At 68.8% G+C, this 18,732-nt stretch carries 30 protein-coding genes; 5 read left to right on the top strand and 25 right to left on the bottom strand.

Annotated elements, in window-relative coordinates; translation table 11 throughout:
* Positions 1–19: 19 nt before the first annotated feature.
* The 25 genes from AC3ANS_RS03295 to rpsJ form a co-directional block, all read right to left on the bottom strand.
* Positions 20–1,075, bottom strand: a complete 1,056-nt coding sequence (locus tag AC3ANS_RS03295) for a TerC family protein (protein WP_488294739.1) — start codon at positions 1,073–1,075, stop codon at positions 20–22.
* Positions 1,076–1,302: 227 nt separating this feature from the next.
* Entirely contained in the window at positions 1,303–2,136 is an 834-nt protein-coding gene (gene map, locus AC3ANS_RS03290) for a type I methionyl aminopeptidase (RefSeq protein WP_488294738.1), read from the bottom strand.
* Positions 2,137–2,146: 10 nt separating this feature from the next.
* Complete coding sequence (locus tag AC3ANS_RS03285) at positions 2,147–2,722, bottom strand: adenylate kinase (protein ID WP_488294737.1); 576 nt, start codon at positions 2,720–2,722, stop codon at positions 2,147–2,149.
* A gap of 60 nt (positions 2,723–2,782) precedes the next feature.
* Positions 2,783–4,096 carry a preprotein translocase subunit SecY gene (secY, locus tag AC3ANS_RS03280; RefSeq protein WP_488294736.1) on the bottom strand — a complete coding sequence of 438 codons (1,314 nt, stop codon included), beginning with the start codon at positions 4,094–4,096 and terminating at the stop codon, positions 2,783–2,785.
* A gap of 165 nt (positions 4,097–4,261) precedes the next feature.
* Positions 4,262–4,702, bottom strand: coding sequence for a 50S ribosomal protein L15 (rplO, locus tag AC3ANS_RS03275; protein ID WP_488294735.1), 441 nt, complete (start codon positions 4,700–4,702; stop codon positions 4,262–4,264).
* Between the two features lies 1 nt (position 4,703).
* The gene (gene rpmD, locus AC3ANS_RS03270; RefSeq protein ID WP_488294734.1) at positions 4,704–4,886 is read right to left on the bottom strand and encodes a 50S ribosomal protein L30; all 183 of its coding nucleotides are present in this window, start codon (positions 4,884–4,886) and stop codon (positions 4,704–4,706) included.
* On the bottom strand, positions 4,886–5,503 hold the full coding sequence (gene rpsE / locus AC3ANS_RS03265) for a 30S ribosomal protein S5 (protein ID WP_488294733.1): 618 nt from the start codon (positions 5,501–5,503) through the stop codon (positions 4,886–4,888). Before rpsE ends, rpmD begins: the two co-directional genes overlap by 1 nt.
* Positions 5,504–5,573: 70 nt before the next feature.
* Complete coding sequence (gene rplR, locus AC3ANS_RS03260) at positions 5,574–5,957, bottom strand: 50S ribosomal protein L18 (RefSeq protein WP_488294732.1); 384 nt, start codon at positions 5,955–5,957, stop codon at positions 5,574–5,576.
* 2 nt (positions 5,958–5,959) lie between these two features.
* The gene (rplF, locus tag AC3ANS_RS03255; RefSeq protein ID WP_488294731.1) at positions 5,960–6,499 is read right to left on the bottom strand and encodes a 50S ribosomal protein L6; all 540 of its coding nucleotides are present in this window, start codon (positions 6,497–6,499) and stop codon (positions 5,960–5,962) included.
* 29 nt (positions 6,500–6,528) lie between these two features.
* On the bottom strand, positions 6,529–6,936 hold the full coding sequence (gene rpsH, locus AC3ANS_RS03250) for a 30S ribosomal protein S8 (RefSeq protein ID WP_011757320.1): 408 nt from the start codon (positions 6,934–6,936) through the stop codon (positions 6,529–6,531).
* A 77-nt stretch (positions 6,937–7,013) separates the two neighbouring features.
* Positions 7,014–7,199, bottom strand: a complete 186-nt coding sequence (locus tag AC3ANS_RS03245; protein ID WP_011757321.1) for a type Z 30S ribosomal protein S14 — start codon at positions 7,197–7,199, stop codon at positions 7,014–7,016.
* 1 nt (position 7,200) lies between these two features.
* On the bottom strand, positions 7,201–7,794 hold the full coding sequence (gene rplE / locus AC3ANS_RS03240; RefSeq protein WP_488294730.1) for a 50S ribosomal protein L5: 594 nt from the start codon (positions 7,792–7,794) through the stop codon (positions 7,201–7,203).
* Positions 7,794–8,144, bottom strand: coding sequence for a 50S ribosomal protein L24 (gene rplX, locus AC3ANS_RS03235; RefSeq protein WP_488296419.1), 351 nt, complete (start codon positions 8,142–8,144; stop codon positions 7,794–7,796). The genes rplE and rplX overlap by 1 nt, the downstream gene beginning before the upstream one ends.
* 15 nt (positions 8,145–8,159) lie before the next feature.
* Complete coding sequence (gene rplN / locus AC3ANS_RS03230; RefSeq protein WP_011757324.1) at positions 8,160–8,528, bottom strand: 50S ribosomal protein L14; 369 nt, start codon at positions 8,526–8,528, stop codon at positions 8,160–8,162.
* Between the two features lie 94 nt (positions 8,529–8,622).
* Positions 8,623–8,892, bottom strand: coding sequence for a 30S ribosomal protein S17 (gene rpsQ / locus AC3ANS_RS03225; protein ID WP_488294729.1), 270 nt, complete (start codon positions 8,890–8,892; stop codon positions 8,623–8,625).
* Complete coding sequence (gene rpmC, locus AC3ANS_RS03220) at positions 8,889–9,131, bottom strand: 50S ribosomal protein L29 (RefSeq protein WP_488294728.1); 243 nt, start codon at positions 9,129–9,131, stop codon at positions 8,889–8,891. The genes rpsQ and rpmC overlap by 4 nt, the downstream gene beginning before the upstream one ends.
* Positions 9,131–9,550, bottom strand: coding sequence for a 50S ribosomal protein L16 (gene rplP, locus AC3ANS_RS03215; protein WP_488294727.1), 420 nt, complete (start codon positions 9,548–9,550; stop codon positions 9,131–9,133). Before rplP ends, rpmC begins: the two co-directional genes overlap by 1 nt.
* Positions 9,551–9,553: 3 nt before the next feature.
* Positions 9,554–10,393, bottom strand: a complete 840-nt coding sequence (gene rpsC / locus AC3ANS_RS03210) for a 30S ribosomal protein S3 (RefSeq protein WP_488294726.1) — start codon at positions 10,391–10,393, stop codon at positions 9,554–9,556.
* Positions 10,393–10,833 carry a 50S ribosomal protein L22 gene (gene rplV / locus AC3ANS_RS03205; RefSeq protein WP_488294725.1) on the bottom strand — a complete coding sequence of 147 codons (441 nt, stop codon included), beginning with the start codon at positions 10,831–10,833 and terminating at the stop codon, positions 10,393–10,395. The genes rpsC and rplV overlap by 1 nt, the downstream gene beginning before the upstream one ends.
* Positions 10,830–11,111, bottom strand: a complete 282-nt coding sequence (gene rpsS / locus AC3ANS_RS03200; RefSeq protein ID WP_091025716.1) for a 30S ribosomal protein S19 — start codon at positions 11,109–11,111, stop codon at positions 10,830–10,832. The genes rplV and rpsS overlap by 4 nt, the downstream gene beginning before the upstream one ends.
* A gap of 15 nt (positions 11,112–11,126) precedes the next feature.
* The gene (rplB, locus tag AC3ANS_RS03195) at positions 11,127–11,963 is read right to left on the bottom strand and encodes a 50S ribosomal protein L2 (RefSeq protein ID WP_488294724.1); all 837 of its coding nucleotides are present in this window, start codon (positions 11,961–11,963) and stop codon (positions 11,127–11,129) included.
* A 29-nt stretch (positions 11,964–11,992) separates the two neighbouring features.
* The gene (gene rplW / locus AC3ANS_RS03190; protein WP_181645078.1) at positions 11,993–12,298 is read right to left on the bottom strand and encodes a 50S ribosomal protein L23; all 306 of its coding nucleotides are present in this window, start codon (positions 12,296–12,298) and stop codon (positions 11,993–11,995) included.
* Entirely contained in the window at positions 12,295–13,068 is a 774-nt protein-coding gene (gene rplD / locus AC3ANS_RS03185; RefSeq protein ID WP_488294723.1) for a 50S ribosomal protein L4, read from the bottom strand. The genes rplW and rplD overlap by 4 nt, the downstream gene beginning before the upstream one ends.
* Before the next feature lie 2 nt (positions 13,069–13,070).
* The gene (gene rplC, locus AC3ANS_RS03180) at positions 13,071–13,730 is read right to left on the bottom strand and encodes a 50S ribosomal protein L3 (RefSeq protein WP_488294722.1); all 660 of its coding nucleotides are present in this window, start codon (positions 13,728–13,730) and stop codon (positions 13,071–13,073) included.
* A 10-nt stretch (positions 13,731–13,740) separates the two neighbouring features.
* Positions 13,741–14,049 (bottom strand): 30S ribosomal protein S10, encoded by a 309-nt coding sequence (gene rpsJ / locus AC3ANS_RS03175; protein ID WP_008360994.1) that lies wholly within the window; start codon positions 14,047–14,049, stop codon positions 13,741–13,743.
* Positions 14,050–14,450: 401 nt separating this feature from the next.
* Between rpsJ and AC3ANS_RS03170 the strand changes: the two genes are divergently transcribed.
* From AC3ANS_RS03170 to AC3ANS_RS03150, 5 genes are all read left to right on the top strand, one after another.
* On the top strand, positions 14,451–14,936 hold the full coding sequence (locus tag AC3ANS_RS03170; protein WP_488294721.1) for a carboxymuconolactone decarboxylase family protein: 486 nt from the start codon (positions 14,451–14,453) through the stop codon (positions 14,934–14,936).
* Between the two features lie 153 nt (positions 14,937–15,089).
* Positions 15,090–16,013, top strand: coding sequence for a hypothetical protein (locus tag AC3ANS_RS03165; protein ID WP_488294720.1), 924 nt, complete (start codon positions 15,090–15,092; stop codon positions 16,011–16,013).
* Positions 16,010–16,633, top strand: coding sequence for a DUF4129 domain-containing protein (locus tag AC3ANS_RS03160; protein ID WP_488294719.1), 624 nt, complete (start codon positions 16,010–16,012; stop codon positions 16,631–16,633). Before AC3ANS_RS03165 ends, AC3ANS_RS03160 begins: the two co-directional genes overlap by 4 nt.
* Positions 16,630–17,748 (top strand): DUF4350 domain-containing protein, encoded by a 1,119-nt coding sequence (locus AC3ANS_RS03155; protein WP_488294718.1) that lies wholly within the window; start codon positions 16,630–16,632, stop codon positions 17,746–17,748. Before AC3ANS_RS03160 ends, AC3ANS_RS03155 begins: the two co-directional genes overlap by 4 nt.
* Positions 17,745–18,725, top strand: coding sequence for an AAA family ATPase (locus AC3ANS_RS03150; protein WP_488294717.1), 981 nt, complete (start codon positions 17,745–17,747; stop codon positions 18,723–18,725). The genes AC3ANS_RS03155 and AC3ANS_RS03150 overlap by 4 nt, the downstream gene beginning before the upstream one ends.
* Positions 18,726–18,732: the final 7 nt, after the last annotated feature.

Genomic DNA, 18,732 nt, shown 5'->3' with positions numbered 1-18,732 from the left:
ATTCCGACGTCGGTGCGCGTCAGTCGTCGCCCATCGAGATGGTCCGCTTGTCGATCTCGTCCTGGGTCATCCGGGACGAGACCGCCAGGCTGACGACCGCGGTCACGGCCAGGGTCCCGACGATCACCACCAGTGACAGCCAGATCGGGATGTCGGGCGCCCATCCGATGTGCTCACCGCCGTTGACGAACGGCAGCTCGTTCTCGTGCATCGCGTGCAGCACGAGCTTCACCCCGATGAACCCGAGCAGGATCGCCAGGCCGTACGAGAGGTAGATGAGCCGCTGGAGCAGGCCCCCGATGAGGAAGTAGAGCTGGCGCAGGCCCATCAACGCGAACACGTTGGCGGTGAACACCAGGTAGGGGTCGCGGGTGAGGCCGTAGATGGCCGGGATCGAGTCGAGCGCGAACAGCAGGTCGGTGGTGCCCAGGGTCAGCACGACCAGGAACATCGGCGTGATCAGCCGCTTGCCGTTCTGCAAGGTCAGCAGCTTGGTGCCGTTCCACTCGCTGGTCGCCGGGAGGTGCCTCTCGGCGAAACGCACGAGCCGGTTCTCCTCGTACTCCTCCTCGTCGTCGTCGTTGGACCCCTGCTTGGCGAGCTTGACCGCCGTCCACAGCAGGAACGCCCCGAAGAGGTAGAACACCCAGCTGAACTCGTTGATGGCCGCGGCGCCCACGATGATGAAGATCGCGCGCATCACCAGCGCCAGCACGATGCCGATCATCAGCGCCGTCTGCTGGTACTGCCTCGGCACCGAGAAGTTGGCCATGATGATGATGAAGATGAACAGGTTGTCGATCGAGAGCGAGTACTCGGTCAACCAGCCGGCGAAGAACTCCGGGCCGGGGTGCGGGGACAGCTCGTGCGGCTCCGCGAAGAACCACAGCGCGAGCCCGAAGACCACCGCGAGACCGATGAAGAACACCAGGTGCCGGGTGACCTCGGGCATCGTCGGCTCATGGGGGCGGCGCGCGATGATGACGAGGTCGACGAACAGGGCGCCGACCGTGACGACGATCGTGATCGCCCACACGAGCGGCGAAGCGACCGAGTCGCCCATGATGGAACTCATCAGTGGTTCTCCTCCGGAGTGGCCCAGGGTGCCGACGTACGGCGTACGCGGGCGTGGTCATGTCTCCGGAGGTCTCTTCCGCTCGGGTCACGAGCCGATGGCACCGGGTCCGGGCGCGAGCCCGGGCCGTCCTGACGACACCACCGTGATGGGAATACTCCCCTCCTGGCGCGACCATCCTGTCACGCGGGCACGGCACCTGGCGAACCGGCGTCGGCGGACTGGGCTCAGCGCCCGCCGAACGGAACGCCGAGGGCGGTGAGCTGGGCTTCGCCGCCGTCGATCGCGGTCAGCACCCACGTCCCCTGCGGGGTGATCGTGAAGGTGTGCTCGAAGTGCGCGGCCCAGCTGCCGTCGTCGGTGACCACGGTCCAGTCGTCCTCGAGGACCGAGCTCTCCTTGGTGCCGAGCGTGATCATCGGCTCGACCGCCAGGGCCAACCCCTCGACCAGGCGCGGGCCCTTGCCCGGACGGCCGTGGTTGGGCACGTCCGGGGGCTGGTGCATCTGGGACCCGATCCCGTGGCCGGTGTAGTCCTCGACGATCCCGTAGCGGCCCTGGCCGCGCACGAAGTGCTCCACCGCGTGGGAGATGTCGGTGACGCGGCCACCCAGGCGCGCGGCCGCGATGCCCCGCCACATGGCCTCTTCGGTGACGCGCATCAGCTCGGTGACCTCGTCGGGGACCGCGCCGACCGCGACGGTGATCGCCGCGTCGCCGTGCCAGCCCCGCCCGGAATCATCAGCGACGATCGCTCCACAGTCGATGGAGACCACGTCGCCCTCGGCGATCACCCGGCCGCCCGGGATGCCGTGCACGACCTCGTCGTTGATCGAGGTGCAGATCGTCGCCGGGAAGCCGTGGTAGCCCAGGAACGACGGCACAGCCCCCGAGGAGCGGATGCTGTCCTCGGCGATCGCGTCGAGGTCCTTGGTCGACATCCCGGCCCGCACGCTGCCGCGCAGCAGCTCGAGGGTCCTGCCGACCACGAGGCCGGCCTTGCGCATGCCGTCAATCTGGTCGGGCGTCTTGATCTCGATGCCGCGGTCGAGGAACCCCATCAGCGTGAGGTCATGACTCAGGGATGATGTCCAGCGACTCGAAGATCCGCGTGGTCACGTCGGAGACCTCACCCATGCCGTCGATCTCCACGACGATGCCGCGCTGCTTGTAGACCTCGATCAGCGGCTCGGTCTGCTCGAGGTAGACGTCTTGGCGTCGCCGGATGACGTCCTCGGTGTCGTCGGCACGCCCCTCGACCTGCGCCCGCTGGAGCAGCCGGCTGACGATCTCGTCCTGGTCGACGGTGAGGCACACGACGGCGTCGAGCTGGTGCCCGGTGAACCGGATCATCCCGTCGAGCTCCTCGACCTGGGAGACCGTCCGCGGGTAGCCGTCGAGCAGGAAGCCGTTGGCGGCGTCCGGCTCGTCGATCCGGTTGCGGACCATCCGGTTCGTGACCTCGTCGGGGACGTAGTCGCCTGCGTCCATGTAGCGCTTGGCCTCGATGCCGAGAGGGGTGCCCTCGGAGACGTTCGCGCGGAAGATGTCGCCCGTCGAGATCGCAGGGATCTTGAAGTGCTCGGCGATGAACTTCGCTTGGGTGCCCTTGCCGGCCCCGGGGGGGCCCATGATGATCAGTCGCATGTCAGGGGCATTGTCGCAGGGACGGGCACCTCAGCGCAGTCGTTGGTGATCCATCGCATATCAGCGCAGGAACCCTTCGTAGTTGCGCTGCTGGAGCTGGCTCTCGATCTGCTTCACGGTGTCGAGCGCGACGCCCACCATGATCAGGATGCTGGTGCCACCGAACGGGAAGTTCTGGTTGGCCCCGATCACCGCGAACGCGATCAGCGGGATCAGCGCGATCAGCCCCAGGTAGAGCGCACCGGGCAAGGTGATGCGCGAGAGCACGTAGGACAGGTAGTCCTCGGTCGGCTTGCCGGCCCGGATGCCGGGGATGAAGCCGCCGTACTTCTTCATGTTGTCGGCCACTTCTTCGGGGTTGAAGGTGATCGACACGTAGAAGTAGGTGAAGAACACGATCAGCAAGAAGAACGCGATCATGTAGAGCGGGTGATCGCCCTTGACCAGGTAGTTGCTGATGAAGTTGGCCCACGGCGAGTCGGTGTTGGGGTTGAACGACACCAGCATCGCCGGCAGGTACAGCAAGGACGAGGCGAAGATGACCGGGATGACACCGGCCTGGTTGACCTTCAGCGGGATGTAGGTCGAGCTGCCGCCGAACATCTTGCGGCCGACCATGCGACGGGCGTACTGCACCGGGATCCGGCGCTGCGCCTGCTCGACGAAGATGACCGCGGCGATGATCACGAAGCCGATCAAGATCACGATCCCGAAGACCCACGGGCCCTTCGACTGCTGGACACCCCACAGCGAGGACGGGAACCCGGCGACGACCTGCGTGAAGATCAGCAGCGACATGCCGTTGCCGATGCCGTGCTCGGTGATGAGCTCGCCGAGCCACATGATCACCGCGGTGCCGGCCGTCATCGTGACGACCATGACGAGGAACGTCCCCGTCCCGTTGTCGTGCAGCAGCGGGTAGGTGTCCGGATCACACCCTTGGAGGAGGTTGCCGGACCGCGCGAGCGCCACGATCCCCGTCGCCTGGAGGACCGCGAGGCCCAGCGTCAGGTAGCGGGTGTACTGGGTGATCTTGGTCTGGCCGGACTGGCCTTCCTTCTTCAGCGCCTCGAGCCGCGGGATCACCACGACGAGCAGCTGCAAGATGATGCTCGCGGTGATGTACGGCATGATGCCGAGCGCGAAGATCGTGATCTTCAGCAGCGCCCCGCCCGAGAACATGTTGACCATGCTGTAGAGGTCGGCATTGGCACCGTTGTTGGCGATGTCGATGCAGGCCTTGACGTTGCCGACATCGACGCCCGGGCTCGGGACCTGGGACCCGAGCCGGAAGATCGTCATGATCAGCAGGACGAACAGCAGCTTGCGCCGTAGGTCCGGGGTCCGGAAAGCGTTCGCGAACGCGCTCAGCACGAGATCCTCTTTCTCCAAGCGTGAAGCGGTCCCTGCGACTCGACCGCAAGGACCCGTGGAAGCCTAACAGGCGCCGGTGACGCCCCCGAAAGCGCGACGGGCGCGGCCGGTCCTGCCAGGGGCAGGACCGCCGCGCCCAACGCGCTGAAACGGGTCACCCGTCGGTCACACCAACGTGGTGGTGCCGCCGGCGGCCTCGATCTTCTCCTTGGCGGAGCCGGAGAACGCGTTCGCGCTCACCTGGACCGCCACCGACAGCTCGCCCTGGCCGAGAACCTTGACCGGCAGGCTGTCGCGAACGGCGCCCTTGGCAACCAGGTCGTCAACCGTCACGACGCCACCCTCGGGGAAGAGCTCGCCCAGGCGGTCGAGGTTGACGACCTGGAACTCCACCTTGTTGGGGTTCTTGAAGCCCTTGAGCTTCGGGAGCCGCATGTGGATGGGCATCTGCCCACCCTCGAAGGCGGACGGGACCTGGTAGCGGGCCTTGGTGCCCTTGGTACCGCGGCCCGAGGTCTTGCCCTTCGAGCCCTCACCGCGACCGACGCGGGTCTTGGCGGTCTTGGCGCCCTTGGCAGGGCGCAGGTTGTGCAGCTTGAGCGTCATGTCACTCGACCTCCTCGACCGTCACGAGGTGACGGACGGTGTTGACCATGCCGCGGATCTCCGGGCGGTCCTCCTTCACCACGACGTCGCCGATGCGCTTGAGACCGAGCGTGCGCAGGGTCTCCCGCTGGTTGGCCTTGACGCCGACGATGCCCTTCTTCTGCTGGACCTTGAGCTGTGCCATCAGGCCGACACCTCCTGGGAGACCCCCGCGGGGACCTCGGCACGGGCCTTCAGCAGAGCGGCCGGAGCGACCTGCTCGACGGGGAGACCACGACGAGCGGCCACCGCCTCGGGCTGCTCGAGCATCTTCAGCGCCGCCACCGTCGCGTGGACGATGTTGATCTGGTTGGACGAGCCGAGCGACTTGCTCAGCACGTCGTGGATGCCGGCGCACTCCAGGACCGCGCGCACCGGGCCGCCGGCGATGACACCGGTACCAGGGGCGGCGGGACGCAGGAGGACGACACCGGCGGCCTTCTCACCCTGGACGGGGTGAGGGATCGTGCCCTGGATGCGCGGGACGCGGAAGAAGGCCTTCTTGGCCTCTTCGACACCCTTCGCGATCGCCGCGGGAACTTCCTTGGCCTTGCCGTAGCCGACGCCGACCAGACCATCGCCGTCGCCCACGATCACGAGGGCGGTGAAGCTGAAGCGACGACCACCCTTCACGACCTTGGCGACACGGTTGATCGCAACGACGCGCTCGATGTAGGCGGTCTTGTCAGCACCCTGGCCGCGACGGTCGTCGCGTCCACCACGGCGCTCGCCACCGCGCTGACTGCGCTGGGCTCCGCTCATGAGACTTTCCTCTTCTCTTTCAAGCTTGCAATTCCGGGGGTCCACGGGGGTGTCCCCCGTGAAGTTGCGATCAGAAGGTCAGGCCGCCCTCGCGGGCGCCGTCGGCCAGGGCCGCGACGCGACCGTGGTACTTGTTGCCGGCACGGTCGAAGACGACGCCGTCGACACCAGCGGACTTCGCCCGCTCGGCGACGAGCTCTCCGACCTTCTTGGCCTTGGCAGTCTTGTCACCCGCGAAGCCACGCAGGTCCGACTCCATGGTGGAGGCCGACGCCAGCGTCTTGCCGGCCAGGTCGTCGACGACCTGGACGGTGATGTGCTTCGAGGAGCGGGTGACGACGAGACGCGGGCGCTCCGGAGTGCCGGAGACCTTCTTGCGACCCCGGACCTGGCGACGCAGGCGCGACTTGGTCCGCGCAGCGGTGTGCTTGTTGTTGGACAGCGAGATCGCCATGGTTACTTACCGGCCTTTCCGACCTTGCGGCGGATCTGCTCGCCGGCGTAACGGACGCCCTTGCCCTTGTACGGCTCGGGCTTGCGCAGCTTGCGGATGTTGGCCGCGACCTCGCCGACGAGCTGCTTGTCGATGCCCTGCACGCCGAGGCGCGTGGGGCCGTCGACGGTGAAGGTGATGCCCTCGGGCGCGTTGAACGTGATGGGGTGGGAGTACCCGAGCTGGAACTCCAGCTGGGTCGGGCTCTTGGACAGGACGCGGTAACCGACGCCCACGATCTCGAGCCGCTTCTCGTAGCCCTCGGTCACACCCACGACCATGTTGTTGACCAGGGTGCGGGTGAGGCCGTGGAGGGCCCGGCTCTGACGCTCGTCGTCAGGGCGCTTGACGTCGAGGACGCCGTCACCCTGCTCGACGATGATGGGTGCGGCCACGGTGTGGGACAGGGTGCCCTTGGGTCCCTTGACGGTCACGTGTGCGCCGTCGATGGCGACGTCGACACCCGACGGGACCGCGACGGGGAGCTTGCCAATACGCGACATGCTTCTAGATCTCCTTCTCGGTCTCGTCGTTACCAGACGTAGGCGAGGACTTCCCCACCCACGCCCTTCTGGTTGGCCTGGCGGTCTGTCAGCAGGCCCTGGCTGGTCGAGATGATCGCGACACCGAGGCCGCCGAGCACCTTCGGGAGGCCCGTGTGCTTGGCGTACACGCGCAGACCGGGCTTGCTGATCCGGCGGACGCCCGCGATCGAGCGCTCCCGGTTGCGGCCGTACTTGAGCGTGATGGTCAGCGTCTTGCCGACCTCGCCCTCGGCCGGCTCGGTGACGTCGTAGGAGGTGATGTACCCCTCCTGCTTGAGGATGTCGGCGACACCCTGCTTGAGCTTGCTGTACGGCATGGAGACCGCATCGTGGTACGCCTGGTTGGCGTTGCGCAGACGCGTGAGCATGTCTGCGATCGGGTCAGTCATCGTCATTGCGGTTTGTTCTCTCTCTTCTGCGGTTTCGCGCCTCTCGCGGAGACGCGACCTTCAGCGGTTGTGGAGGGTGGTTGTCACCAGCTGGACTTGGTCACGCCCGGCAGCTCGCCCCGGTGCGCCATCTCCCGGAGGCAGATGCGGCACAGGCCGAACTTGCGGTAGACGGCCTTCGGCCGGCCGCAGCGCTGGCAACGGGTGTAGCCCCGCACCGCGAACTTCGGCTTGCGAGCGGCCTTGACCTTCAGAGCGGTCTTCGCCATGTCAGTTCTCCTTGAACGGGAAGCCGAGCTGCTTCAGCAGCGCGCGACCCTGCTCGTCATTGGTGGCGGTGGTGACGACCGTGATGTCCATACCGCGCGAGCGGTCGATCCGGTCCTGGTCGATCTCGTGGAACATGACCTGCTCGGTGAGACCGAAGGTGTAGTTGCCGCGGCCGTCGAACTGGCCGGGGTTGAGGCCCCGGAAGTCACGGATACGCGGGAGCGCGAGCGACAGGAGGCGGTCGAGGAACTCCCACATCCGGTCACCGCGCAGCGTCGTGTGGGCGCCGATCGGCATGCCCTCACGCAGCTTGAACTGGGCGATCGACTTGCGGGCCTTGGTGACCAACGGCTTCTGACCGGTGATCGCGGTGAGGTCCTTGACAGCACCCTCGATCAGCTTCGAGTCGCGAGCCGCCTCGCCGACACCCATGTTGACCACGATCTTGGTCAGGCCGGGCACCTGCATGACGTTCTTGATGTCGAACTCGGAGCGCAGCGCGGGAAGGATCTCCTCGCGGTAGCGCGTCTGGAGACGAGGGGCGACCTTTGCGGAGGCCGTCGTCTGCGACTGCTCAGATTCGGTCTGGGTCATCAGATTTCCTTGCCGGTCTTGCGCGAGATGCGGACGCTGCGCTCCGCCTTGTACGTCGAGCCGTCCGGGCGGCGCTTGGTGACCTCGTCGCGACGGAAGCCCACCCGGGTCACGCCGTCGCCGTCGACGAGCATCACGTTGGAGACGTGGATCGGGGCCTCGGCGGTGATGATGCCACCGGTGGTCCCGGCGCGGCCGCCCTGGTTGACGACCTTGGTGTGCCGCTTGACGCGGTTGACACCCTCGACGATCACCCGCTGCTCCTCGCGGAGCACCTGGATGACCTTGCCCTCGGCGCCCTTGTCCTTGCCGGCGATCACCTTGACGGTGTCGCCCTTCTTGATGTTCAGACTCTTCGGCATGACTCAGAGCACCTCCGGTGCGAGCGAGATGATCTTCATGAACTTCTTCTCGCGCAGCTCGCGACCCACCGGGCCGAAGATGCGCGTGCCTCGGGGCTCACCGTCGTTCTTGAGGATGACGGCGGCGTTCTCGTCGAAGCGGATGTACGAACCGTCGGGACGGCGACGCTCCTTCACGGTGCGCACGACAACAGCCTTGACGACGTCACCCTTCTTCACGTTGCCACCGGGGATCGCATCCTTCACGGTGGCGACGATGACGTCGCCGATACCGGCGTAGCGCCGACCCGAGCCGCCGAGAACACGGATGCAGAGGATCTCCTTCGCACCGGTGTTGTCGGCGACCTTGAGTCGCGACTCCTGCTGGATCATCAGTTTCTCCTGGTTGTCGAGCTGGTTCTCAACGCTTCACGAGCGTGAGCCTGGCCGAACTTCATTGGGGTTGGCCCGCCGGGAAGGCGAGGTGTCACTTGGCCTTTTCGAGGATCTCGACGACGCGCCAGCGCTTGGTGGCCGACAGCGGGCGGGTCTCCATGAGGAGCACGCGGTCGCCAACGCCGCACTCGTTGTTCTCGTCGTGCGCCTTGTACTTGCTGGTCCGGCGCATGACCTTGCCGTACATGGCGTGCTTGACGCGGTCCTCGACGGACACGACCACGGTCTTGTCCATCTTGTCGCTGACGACCAGGCCCTCGCGGACCTTGCGGGCGTTCCGCGCCGCAGTCTGCTCGCTCATGCGTCACCATCCTCGTTGCTGTCCTGGCCCGGGGCCGTGCGGATGCCGAGCTCGCGCTCGCGCACCACGGTGTAGATCCGGGCGATGTCCTTCTTGACCGTGCGGAGCCGGCCGTGGCTCTCCAGCTGGCCGGTGGCCGCCTGGAAACGGAGGTTGAAGAGCTCCTCCTTGGCCTCGCGGAGCTTGGCCTCGAGGTCGACGGCGTTCAGCTCGTCGAGCTCGTGAGCAGTCGTAGCCATCAGAATTCACCTGCTTCGCGGGAGATGAACCGGCACTTCATCGGGAGCTTGTGCATCGCGCGGCGCATGGCCTCGCGAGCAGTCGCCTCGTCGACGCCGGAGAGTTCGAACATGACCCGACCGGGCTTCACATTGGCGATCCACCACTCGGGGGAACCCTTACCGGAACCCATGCGGGTCTCGGCGGGCTTCTTGGTCAGCGGGCGGTCGGGGTAGATGTTGATCCACACCTTGCCGCCACGCTTGATGTGACGCGTCATGGCGATACGAGCGGACTCGATCTGCCGGTTGGTCACGTAGGCGGACTCGATCGCCTGGATGCCGAAGTCGCCGAAGGCCAGACGGGTGCCGCCCTTGGCCGCACCGGTCCGCTTCGGGTGGTGCTGCTTGCGGTGCTTGACACGACGGGGCATCAACATGGCTCAGCCCTCCTTCGGGGTGTCAGCGGCCGGAGCCGGAGTGGCGGCCTCCGCCGGAGCGGCGGCCGGAGCGGCGTCGCGGTCCGAGCGAGCCGGGCGGTCGCCGCGCGAGCCACGGCTCGGACGCTCGCCACCACGCTCGTTGCCGCGGGTCGGGCGGCCACCGCGACCGGGGACCCCGGCGCGGGCGGCGGCCTGGGCCTGGCGCTCGGCACGGGTGCCGGCGACCTCGCCCTTGTAGATCCAGACCTTCACACCGATGCGGCCGAAGGTCGTCTTGGCCTCGTAGAAGCCGTAGTCGATGTCGGCGCGCAGGGTGTGCAGCGGAACGCGGCCCTCGCGGTAGAACTCGGTGCGCGACATCTCGGCGCCGTTGAGGCGGCCGGAGCACTGGATCCGGATGCCCTTGGCACCCGAGCGCATCGTGGTCTGCATGGCCTTGCGCATGGCGCGACGGAACTGCACGCGACCGGAGAGCTGCTCGGCGACACCCTGGGCGACCAGCTGGGCGTCCATCTCGGGGTTCTTGACCTCGAGGATGTTCAGCTGGACCTGCTTGCCGGTGAGCTTCTCGAGCTCGCCGCGGATGCGGTCGGCCTCGGCGCCGCGGCGACCGATCACGATGCCCGGACGCGCGGTGTGGATGTCCACCCGCACGCGGTCACGGGTGCGCTCGATCTCCACCTTGGCGATGCCGGCCCGCTCCATGCCCTTGGAGAGCAGCTTGCGGATGGCGACGTCCTCGCCGACGTACGACTTGTAGAGCTTGTCGGCGTACCAACGGCTCTTGTGGTCGGTCGAGATGCCGAGGCGGAAGCCGTTCGGGTTGATCTTCTGGCCCATCAGGCACTCTTCCTCTTCTTCAGGGACGCCTTCTTCTCTGCCACCACGTCGGCCGGCTGGACGACGAGCGTGATGTGGCTGGTGCGCTTGTTGATGCGGGTCGCACGACCCTGCGCACGCGGACGCCACCGCTTCATCGTCGGGCCCTCGTCGACCTGCGCCACGGAGACCACCAGCGCGCCGCGGTCGAGACCCTCAGTGGTCTCGGCGTTGGCGACGGCGCTCTCGAGCACCTTGTAGACGGTCTCGGAGGCGGCCTGCGGTGCGAACTGCAGCAGCGACAGGGCGTCGTCCACGGGCAGGCCGCGGACCATGTCGACGACTCGACGGGCCTTCATCGGCGTGATCCGCACGTAGCGGGCGCTCGCGAAGGCTCCGGGCTGGTCGCCGAGCAGCGACTCGCGGCGGGCGCTGCTGCGCCTGCGCTCGGTGGTGCTCATCGGCGTCGTCCCTTCCGGTCTTCCTTGACGTGCCCGCGGTAGGTGCGGGTGGGAGCGAACTCCCCGAGCTTGTGGCCGACCATGGCGTCGGTCACGAAGACCGGCACGTGCTTGCGACCGTCGTGCACGGCGATCGTGTGACCGATCATGTCCGGCACGATCATCGACCGGCGCGACCAGGTCTTGATGACGTTGTGAGAGCCCTTGGCGTTCTCGGCGTCCACCTTCTTCTGCAGGTGGTCGTCGACGAAGGGGCCCTTCTTCAGGCTGCGAGGCATGTCTCTATTTCCCTATCAGCGCTTGTTCTTGCCGGTCTTGCGACGTCGGATGATCTGGGAGTCGCTGGCCTTGCGCTTGCGCGTGCGGCCCTCGGGCTTGCCCCAGGGGGACACCGGGTGACGACCACCCGAGGTCTTGCCCTCGCCACCACCGTGCGGGTGGTCGACCGGGTTCATCACGACACCACGAACGGTCGGGCGCTTGCCCTTCCAACGCATCCGGCCGGCCTTGCCCCAGTTGATGTTCGACTGCTCGGCGTTGCCGACCTCGCCGACCGTGGCGCGGCAGCGCACGTCGACGAAGCGCATCTCGCCCGAGGGCAGACGCAGCGTCGCGCGGGAGCCCTCGCGGGCGACCAGCTGGGCGCTGTTTCCGGCCGAGCGGGCGATCTTCGCACCGCCGCCGGGCCGCAGCTCGACGCAGTGGATGGTCGTACCGACCGGGATGTTGCGCAGCGGCAGGTTGTTGCCGGGCTTGATGTCGGCGTTGGGACCCGACTCGATGCGCGTGCCCTGCGACAGGTCCTTCGGCGCGATGATGTAGCGCTTCTCGCCGTCGACGTAGTGCAGCAGCGCGATGCGCGCGGTGCGGTTCGGGTCGTACTCGATGTGCGCGACCTTGGCCGGGACACCGTCCTTGTCGTAGCGACGGAAGTCGATCAGACGGTAGGCGCGCTTGTGACCGCCACCCTGGTGCCGGGTGGTGATCCGGCCCTGGTTGTTGCGGCCGCCCTTCTTGGGCAGCGGACGCGTCAGCGACTTCTCCGGAGTGGTCCGGGTGATCTCGACGAAGTCGGCGACCGACGAGCCGCGACGGCCCGGGGTAGTCGGCTTGTACTTGCGGATAGCCATGTGTCTAGTCCTCGTATCCAGGGGCCCGGTCAGGAGACCGGACCTCCGAAGATGTCGATGCGGTCGCCCTCGGCGAGGCTGACGATCGCGCGCTTGGTGTCCTTGCGCTTGCCGAGCCCGTTGCGGGTGCGACGCGTCTTGCCCGGACGGTTGATCGTGTTGACGGAGGTCACCTTGACGTTGAACACCTTCTCGACCGCGATCTTGATCTCGGTCTTGTTGGCGTCGGGGTGCACCAGGAAGGTGTACTTGTTCGCGTCGAGAAGGCTGTAGCTCTTCTCGGACACGACCGGCGCCAGCAGGATGTCGCGGTGGTCCTTGTGCAGGGTGCTCACTTAGAAACCTCCTCAGCCGAAGCGGACGTGGACAGCGCGGTGCCGTTCACGAAGGCGTCGTAGGCGCCCTGCGTGAAGACGACGTCGTCGGACGCCAGCACGTCGTAGGTGTTGAGCTGGTCGACCGCCACGATGTGCACCTGCGGCGCGTTGCGCAGCGAGAGCCAGGTGACGGTGTCGGTGCGCTCGAGCACCACGAGGAACCGCGAGCGGTCCGAGAGCGTCGTCAGCGCGGCCAGCGCCGCACGGGTCGACGGGGCCTCGGCCGCGATGATCGACTCCACGACGTGGATGCGGTCGTTGCGGGCCCGGTCGGAGAGAGCACCGCGGAGCGCGGCGACCTTCATCTTCTTGGGGGTCCGCTGGTCGTAGTTGCGCGGCTGCGGGCCGTGGACGACGCCACCACCGGCGAACTGCGGCGCGCGGGTCGAGCCCTGACGGGCGCGGCCGGTGCCCTTCTGCTTGTAGGGCTTGCGGCCACCGCCGCGAACCTCGCCGCGGGTCTTGGTGGCGTGCGTGCCCTGGCGGGCAGCAGCCTGCTGGGCCACGACGACCTGGTGCATGAGCGGGATGTTGACCTCGACGTCGAAGATCTCGGCGGGGAAGTCGACCTTGGCGGCCTTGGGCGCAGTGGCCTTGGCGGGCGCCTTCTTGGCGGGCGCCTTCTTGGCCGGCGCAGCCTTCTTGGCGGTCGTCTTCTTGGCCGCGGTCTTCTTGGCCGGAGCGGCGTTCTCTGCCTGCTCGGTGGTCTTCTCGTTGTCCTCAGCCATGATCAGACCTCCTGCGTCTTCTTGGCGGCCGTGCGAAGGACCACGAGGCCACCCTTGGGGCCGGGAACGGCGCCCTTGAGGAGGATCAGGCCCTTCTCGGCGTCCACGGCGTGCACGGTGACGTTCTGGGTCGTGACGGTGTCGCTACCCATCCGGCCGGCCATGCGAGTGCCCTTGAACACGCGACCCGGGGTGGCGCAGGCGCCGATCGAGCCCGGCTTGCGGTGGTTGCGGTGAGCACCGTGGGACGCAGAGACGCCGTGGAAGCCGTGGAGCTTCATGACGCCGGCGAATCCCTTGCCCTTGCTGGTGCCGGTCACGTCGATCTCCTCGCCCGCGGCGAAGGTGTCGACGGCCAGCTCCTGGCCGACGGTGTAGTCGGTCGCGAGGGCGGTGCGGATCTCGACGAGGTGGCGGCGCGGCGTCGTGCCGGCCTTGCCGAAGTGGCCAGCCTGGGGCTTGGTCACCTTGCGGCCGTCGATCTCGCCGAACCCGACCTGGATGGCGTTGTAGCCGTCGGTCGCGGGGGTACGGACCTGGGTCACCACGTTGGTGCTCGCGGCGATGACGGTCACGGGGACGACACGGTTGTTCTCGTCCCAGACCTGGGTCATGCCGAGCTTGGTGCCCAGCAGGCCCTTTACGTTGCGTTCGAAAGTCATCTCGTCAACCTCAGAGCTTGATCTCGATGTCGACGCCGGCAGGCAGGTCGAGGCGCATGAGCGAGTCGACGGTCTTCGGCGTGGGGTCGATGATGTCGATGAGGCGCTTGTGGGTGCGCATCTCGAAGTGCTCGCGGGAGTCCTTGTACTTGTGGGGCGAGCGGATGACGCAGTACACGTTCTTCTCGGTCGGCAGCGGCACCGGGCCGGCGACCTTGGCACCCGTGCGGGTGACCGTGTCCACGATCTTGCGCGCCGAGGTGTCGATCACCTCGTGGTCATAGGCCTTGAGCCTGATGCGGATCTTCTGTCCCGCCATAGGTCTCTCTCGTCCTTCTCGATTCGGTACCGCGTGCAGTCCCGGGGGTTCCTCCGGCTTGAGTCGTCCCCGCCCGTGCTTCTCCACTCACATCCGCCGACCCCCGCGGTCGGGCGTGTCGCACCTGCTAGGCGCAACACGAGACCGGTTGATCTCGTCTGCTGTGGTGGTGCCCGACGGTTCGTCGAGCGGATCGGGTCTCCTGGGTCGGTGCGGCCGCACGCCGGACCACTGACCTCTCATGGAGACGCGATTCAGTAGTCAAGATGTGAAGCGCACCCCGGCAACCCGCCGAAGCAACCGGACCATCTTGGCAGAGATCGCCGCGAGCACCAAACTCGGGGCGCGCATCGGCTTCGCGACCCTAGAACTCGTTCTAGATCGACGACTACGCTGCTGTCATGATCATCGACCTGCCCGAGGGCGCGGACCCCATCATGCACGTGTGGGGCGAGATGGTCCCGCACATCGGCGTGGCGGCGTCACGCTTCTCGCAGAGCGTCTACGCCCACTCCACGCTCGGCCTGCGCGAGTTCGAGGCGGCCCGGCTGCGGATCGCCCAGGTCAACGGCTGTGTGTTCTGCCAGGACTGGCGCACCGATCGCGACGGGGTCACGGTCGAGGACTCGTTCCCGGAGGCGGTGGCCGACTGGCGCACCACGGACGACCTCGACGAGCGGGGCCGGCTCGCCGCCGAGTACGCCGAGCGGTTCGCCCTGGACCACCACGGTCTGGACGAGGCGTTCTGGTCGCGGATGAAGGCGTCGTACTCCGATGCCGAGATCGTCGAGCTCACGATGTGCCTGGGCTCGTGGATCGCGTTCGGCAGGCTGAACCGGGTGCTCGGCCTCGACACCGCGTGCCAGCTTCCCTCGCCCCACCACTGACAAGATAGGCGCGTGTCGGGCGACCAGTACCCTCCCCCACCCGGGTGGCAGCCGCCGCCTCCGACGCCCGCCGGCCCGCCCGCCTGGGCAGCACCGCCGCCCCTCCCCTCCCCCGCCCCGGGCATGCTCGGGGCCGCGCACAAGCCGGGCGCCATGCCGTTGCGCCCGCTGTCGCTGGGCGACATGTACGACGCGGCGTTCCGGATCATCCGGTTCAACCCGAGGGCGACGGTCGGCTCCGCGGTGCTGGTCTCGGCGGTGTCCATGGCGGTCCCGGTGCTGGTCACCGCAGTGCTCACGGGGGTGGTCGACCTGTCCGCCGCCCAGTCGGGCGACGACCTCACGACCGCTGAGGTAGCGGGATACGCCGGCTCGATCGGGTCGCTCTTCCTGGGCACCCTGCTGCAGTCGGTCGGTGCGATCCTGGTGACCGGCATGGTGGCGCACGTGACCGCGGCCGCGGCGATCGGGCGCCGGCTCACCCTGGGCGAGGCCTGGGCGGCCACGCGTGGCTCGCGCTGGCGACTGGTGGGCCTGACGCTCCTGCTCGGTCTGATGACGGCGGGCGCGCTCCTCGTCTACGGGGCCGCGTGGGTAGTCGTCGTCCTGCTGCTGCCCCCCTGGGCGATCGTGCTCTTCGGCGTCCTCACCGTGCCGGCGTTCCTGGTCCTGGCCGCGTGGTTCTGGATCCGTGTCTACTACCTGCCGGTGCCGGCGCTGATGATCGAGGAGATCGGCGTGCTGGCCGCCATCGGGCGCGGCTTCCGGCTGACCCGACAGCAGTTCTGGCGGACGTTCGGCGTCGGGCTGCTGACCCTCGTCGTCGGCGGGGTGGCCGGCAGCATGCTCGCGGCGCCGTTCTCCATCGGCGCCCAGGTGCTGCCGCTGGTGATGGCCGACTCGCGCTACGTGGTGCTCGGGGTGGTGGGACTCACCGCGGTCGGGACCGTCGTGCAGACCGCGTTCGTCACACCGTTCACCTCCGCGGTGACCAGCGTGCAGTACCTCGACCAGCGGATCCGCAAGGAGGCGTACGACGTCGAGCTGATGGCCCGGGCCGGGATCACCCCGTCGTGACCGGCCCGCTGACCGCGCTCCTCACCGAGCCCCCGCTCGACCCTTCGCCCGACGACGCGAGCTCGCTCCTGCGCCGCGAGCTGCTGCACCCGGAGTACCACGATCGCAACGTGCTCCAACAGGTCCTGGCCTGGGTGAGCCGCCTGGTCGACGGCGCCGTCGACGCGGCGTCCGGCACGCCGCCGCTGTCGACGCTCGCCGCGATGGTCGCGTTCCTGCTGCTCGCCCTGGGTCTCGCGTGGCTCCTCTCGCGGGCTCGGCGTACGGCGCGGGTCGCGCGCGAGCGCGCCGTGCTGCCGACCGGCCGGACGGCGACCGCCGCCGACCTGCGGGCCCTCGCGGAGCAGGCGCTCGCCGACGGCCGGGCCGCCGACGCGGTTGTGGACGGCTTCCGCGCCCTGGCGGTGCGGCAGGTCGAGCGCGGGCTGATCGAGGACCGGCCCGGCGCGACCGCCCACGAGGTCGCCTCAGCCCTCGGCGCCGCCCATCCCGGCCAGCGGCCGCACGTGGACCGCACGGCGGCGCTCTTCGACGCGGTCCGCTACGGCGACCGTCCGGCGTCGCCCGCCCAGGCCCGGGACGTGCTGGACCTCGACGACGTGCTGGCAGGCCGGCCGTGACCGCCCGGCCCGGTGGCCGCCGCCGCGGAACCGTGTTGATCCTCGCGGGGCTCGTCGTCGCCACCGCCGTAGTGCTGGTCGTCGGCGGCGGCACCATGCGCCGCGGCGTGCCGCTCGACCCCGACAACCCGGACCCCGAAGGCGCCCGGGCCGTGGCGCGGGTGCTGGCCGACCAGGGTGTCGACCTCACGATCGTGCGCAGCGCCGACGAGCTCGAGGACACCGAGGTGGACGGGGCGACGGTGCTGGTCACCTCGACCGACCGCCTCGGCGACAGCACCGTCGCCCGGCTCCTCGACCACACCCGGGAGGCTCGGCTGGTGCTCGCGGAGCCCGGGCCGGGGACCACGTCGGCGTTCGGGCTCGACGACGACCTGCCCTACCGGGTCGCGCTCGACGCGCCCCGGCCGGCGGAATGCGCCGACCCGGCGTACGACGGTCTGCGCGTCCAGGTCGACCACGCCGAGGAGTACCCGGTCGAGGGTGGCTGCTTCCGCGGTGAGCACGGCGCCCTGCTCGCCGAGCCGCGGCCCGGTCTGGTGCTGCTGGGTGCCGGAGAGCTGCTGAGCAACGACCAGGTGCTGCGGGCCGACGACGCCGCCGTGGCGCTGCGGCTGCTGGGGGCTCGCGACCGCCTGGTCTGGTACGTCCCGTCGCTCGACGACCTCGTCGGCGACGACGGGGTGAGCCTCACGACCCTGCTGCCCCGCTGGTTGCGCCCCGCCTTGTGGCTGCTCGTCCTGACCACCCTGGCGCTGCTGCTGTGGCGCGGACGCCGGCTCGGCCCGTTGGCGACCGAGCCGCTGCCGGTGGTCGTCAAGGCGATCGAGACCACGCACAGCCGAGGCCGCCTCTACCGCAGGGCCGGAGACCGGGCCCACGCCGCCACCGCGCTCCGGGCGGCCGCCCGCGGGCGTGCCGCCGTGCGTCTCGGCCTCGGCACCGACGCCGACGCCGCAACGCTGGTCGACGACCTCGCCCGCCACACCGGCCGACCGAGCGAGGAGCTCCGCCTGCTGCTCGACCCGGGCGCACCCGCTCCCGCCACCGACCACGACCTGATCACCCTGGCCGGCCGCCTGGCCGAGCTCGACAGAGAGGTACGCCGATCATGACCCCGGTGCCCACCGACATCCCCGACCCCGACCCGGCCCGCGACCGGCTGGCCGCCGTACGCACCGAGGTCGGGAAGGCCGTCGTCGGGCAGGACGCGGCCGTGTCGGGGTTGCTCGTCGCCCTGCTGTGCGGCGGCCACGTGCTGATGGAGGGCGTGCCGGGCGTCGCGAAGACGCTGCTGGTCCGCACGCTCGCCGCGGCCCTGTCGGTCGACGCCCGACGCGTGCAGTTCACCCCCGACCTGATGCCCGGCGACATCACCGGCTCGATGGTCATCGACAGCGCCCGCGGCGAGCTCAGCTTCCGCCAGGGCCCCATCTTCACCAACCTGCTGCTGGCCGACGAGATCAACCGGACCCCACCGAAGACACAGTCCGCACTGCTCGAGGCGATGGAGGAGGGCCAGGTGTCCGTCGACGGCGTCTCGCGGCCGCTGCCCCGGCCGTTCCTCGTCGCGGCGACGCAGAACCCGGTCGAGTACGAAGGCACCTACCCGCTCCCCGAGGCCCAGCTGGACCGGTTCCTGCTCAAGGTCGTGCTGCCGGTGCCGGAGCGCGAGGCCGAGCTGGAGATCGTGCGACGGCACGCGGCGGGGTTCGATCCGCGCGACGTCGCCGCTGCCGGCGTACGACCGGTGGCCGGCGCCGAGGACATCGAGGCCGGCCGGGCGGCCGTGGGCCGGGTCCAGGTGAGCCCGGAGGTCGCGGGGTACGTCGTCGACATCGCGCGCGCCACCCGCAGCTCGCCGTCACTCAGCCTCGGGGTGAGCCCGCGCGGCGCGACCGCCCTGCTGCGCTCGGCCCGGGCGTGGGCATGGCTGACCGGCCGGGACTTCGTCACGCCCGACGACGTCAAGGCGCTCGCCCACGCCACGCTCGTGCACCGGCTCGGGCTGCGACCCGAGGCGGAGCTGGAGGGCGTCGACGTCGGGCAGGTGCTCGCCTCGGCCCTGGGGTCGGTCCCGGTCCCCCGCTGATGGTCCG

The organism is Nocardia sp. 149-1B (assembly GCF_057747975.1).
This window is presented reverse-complemented; position numbering and strand designations above follow the sequence as displayed.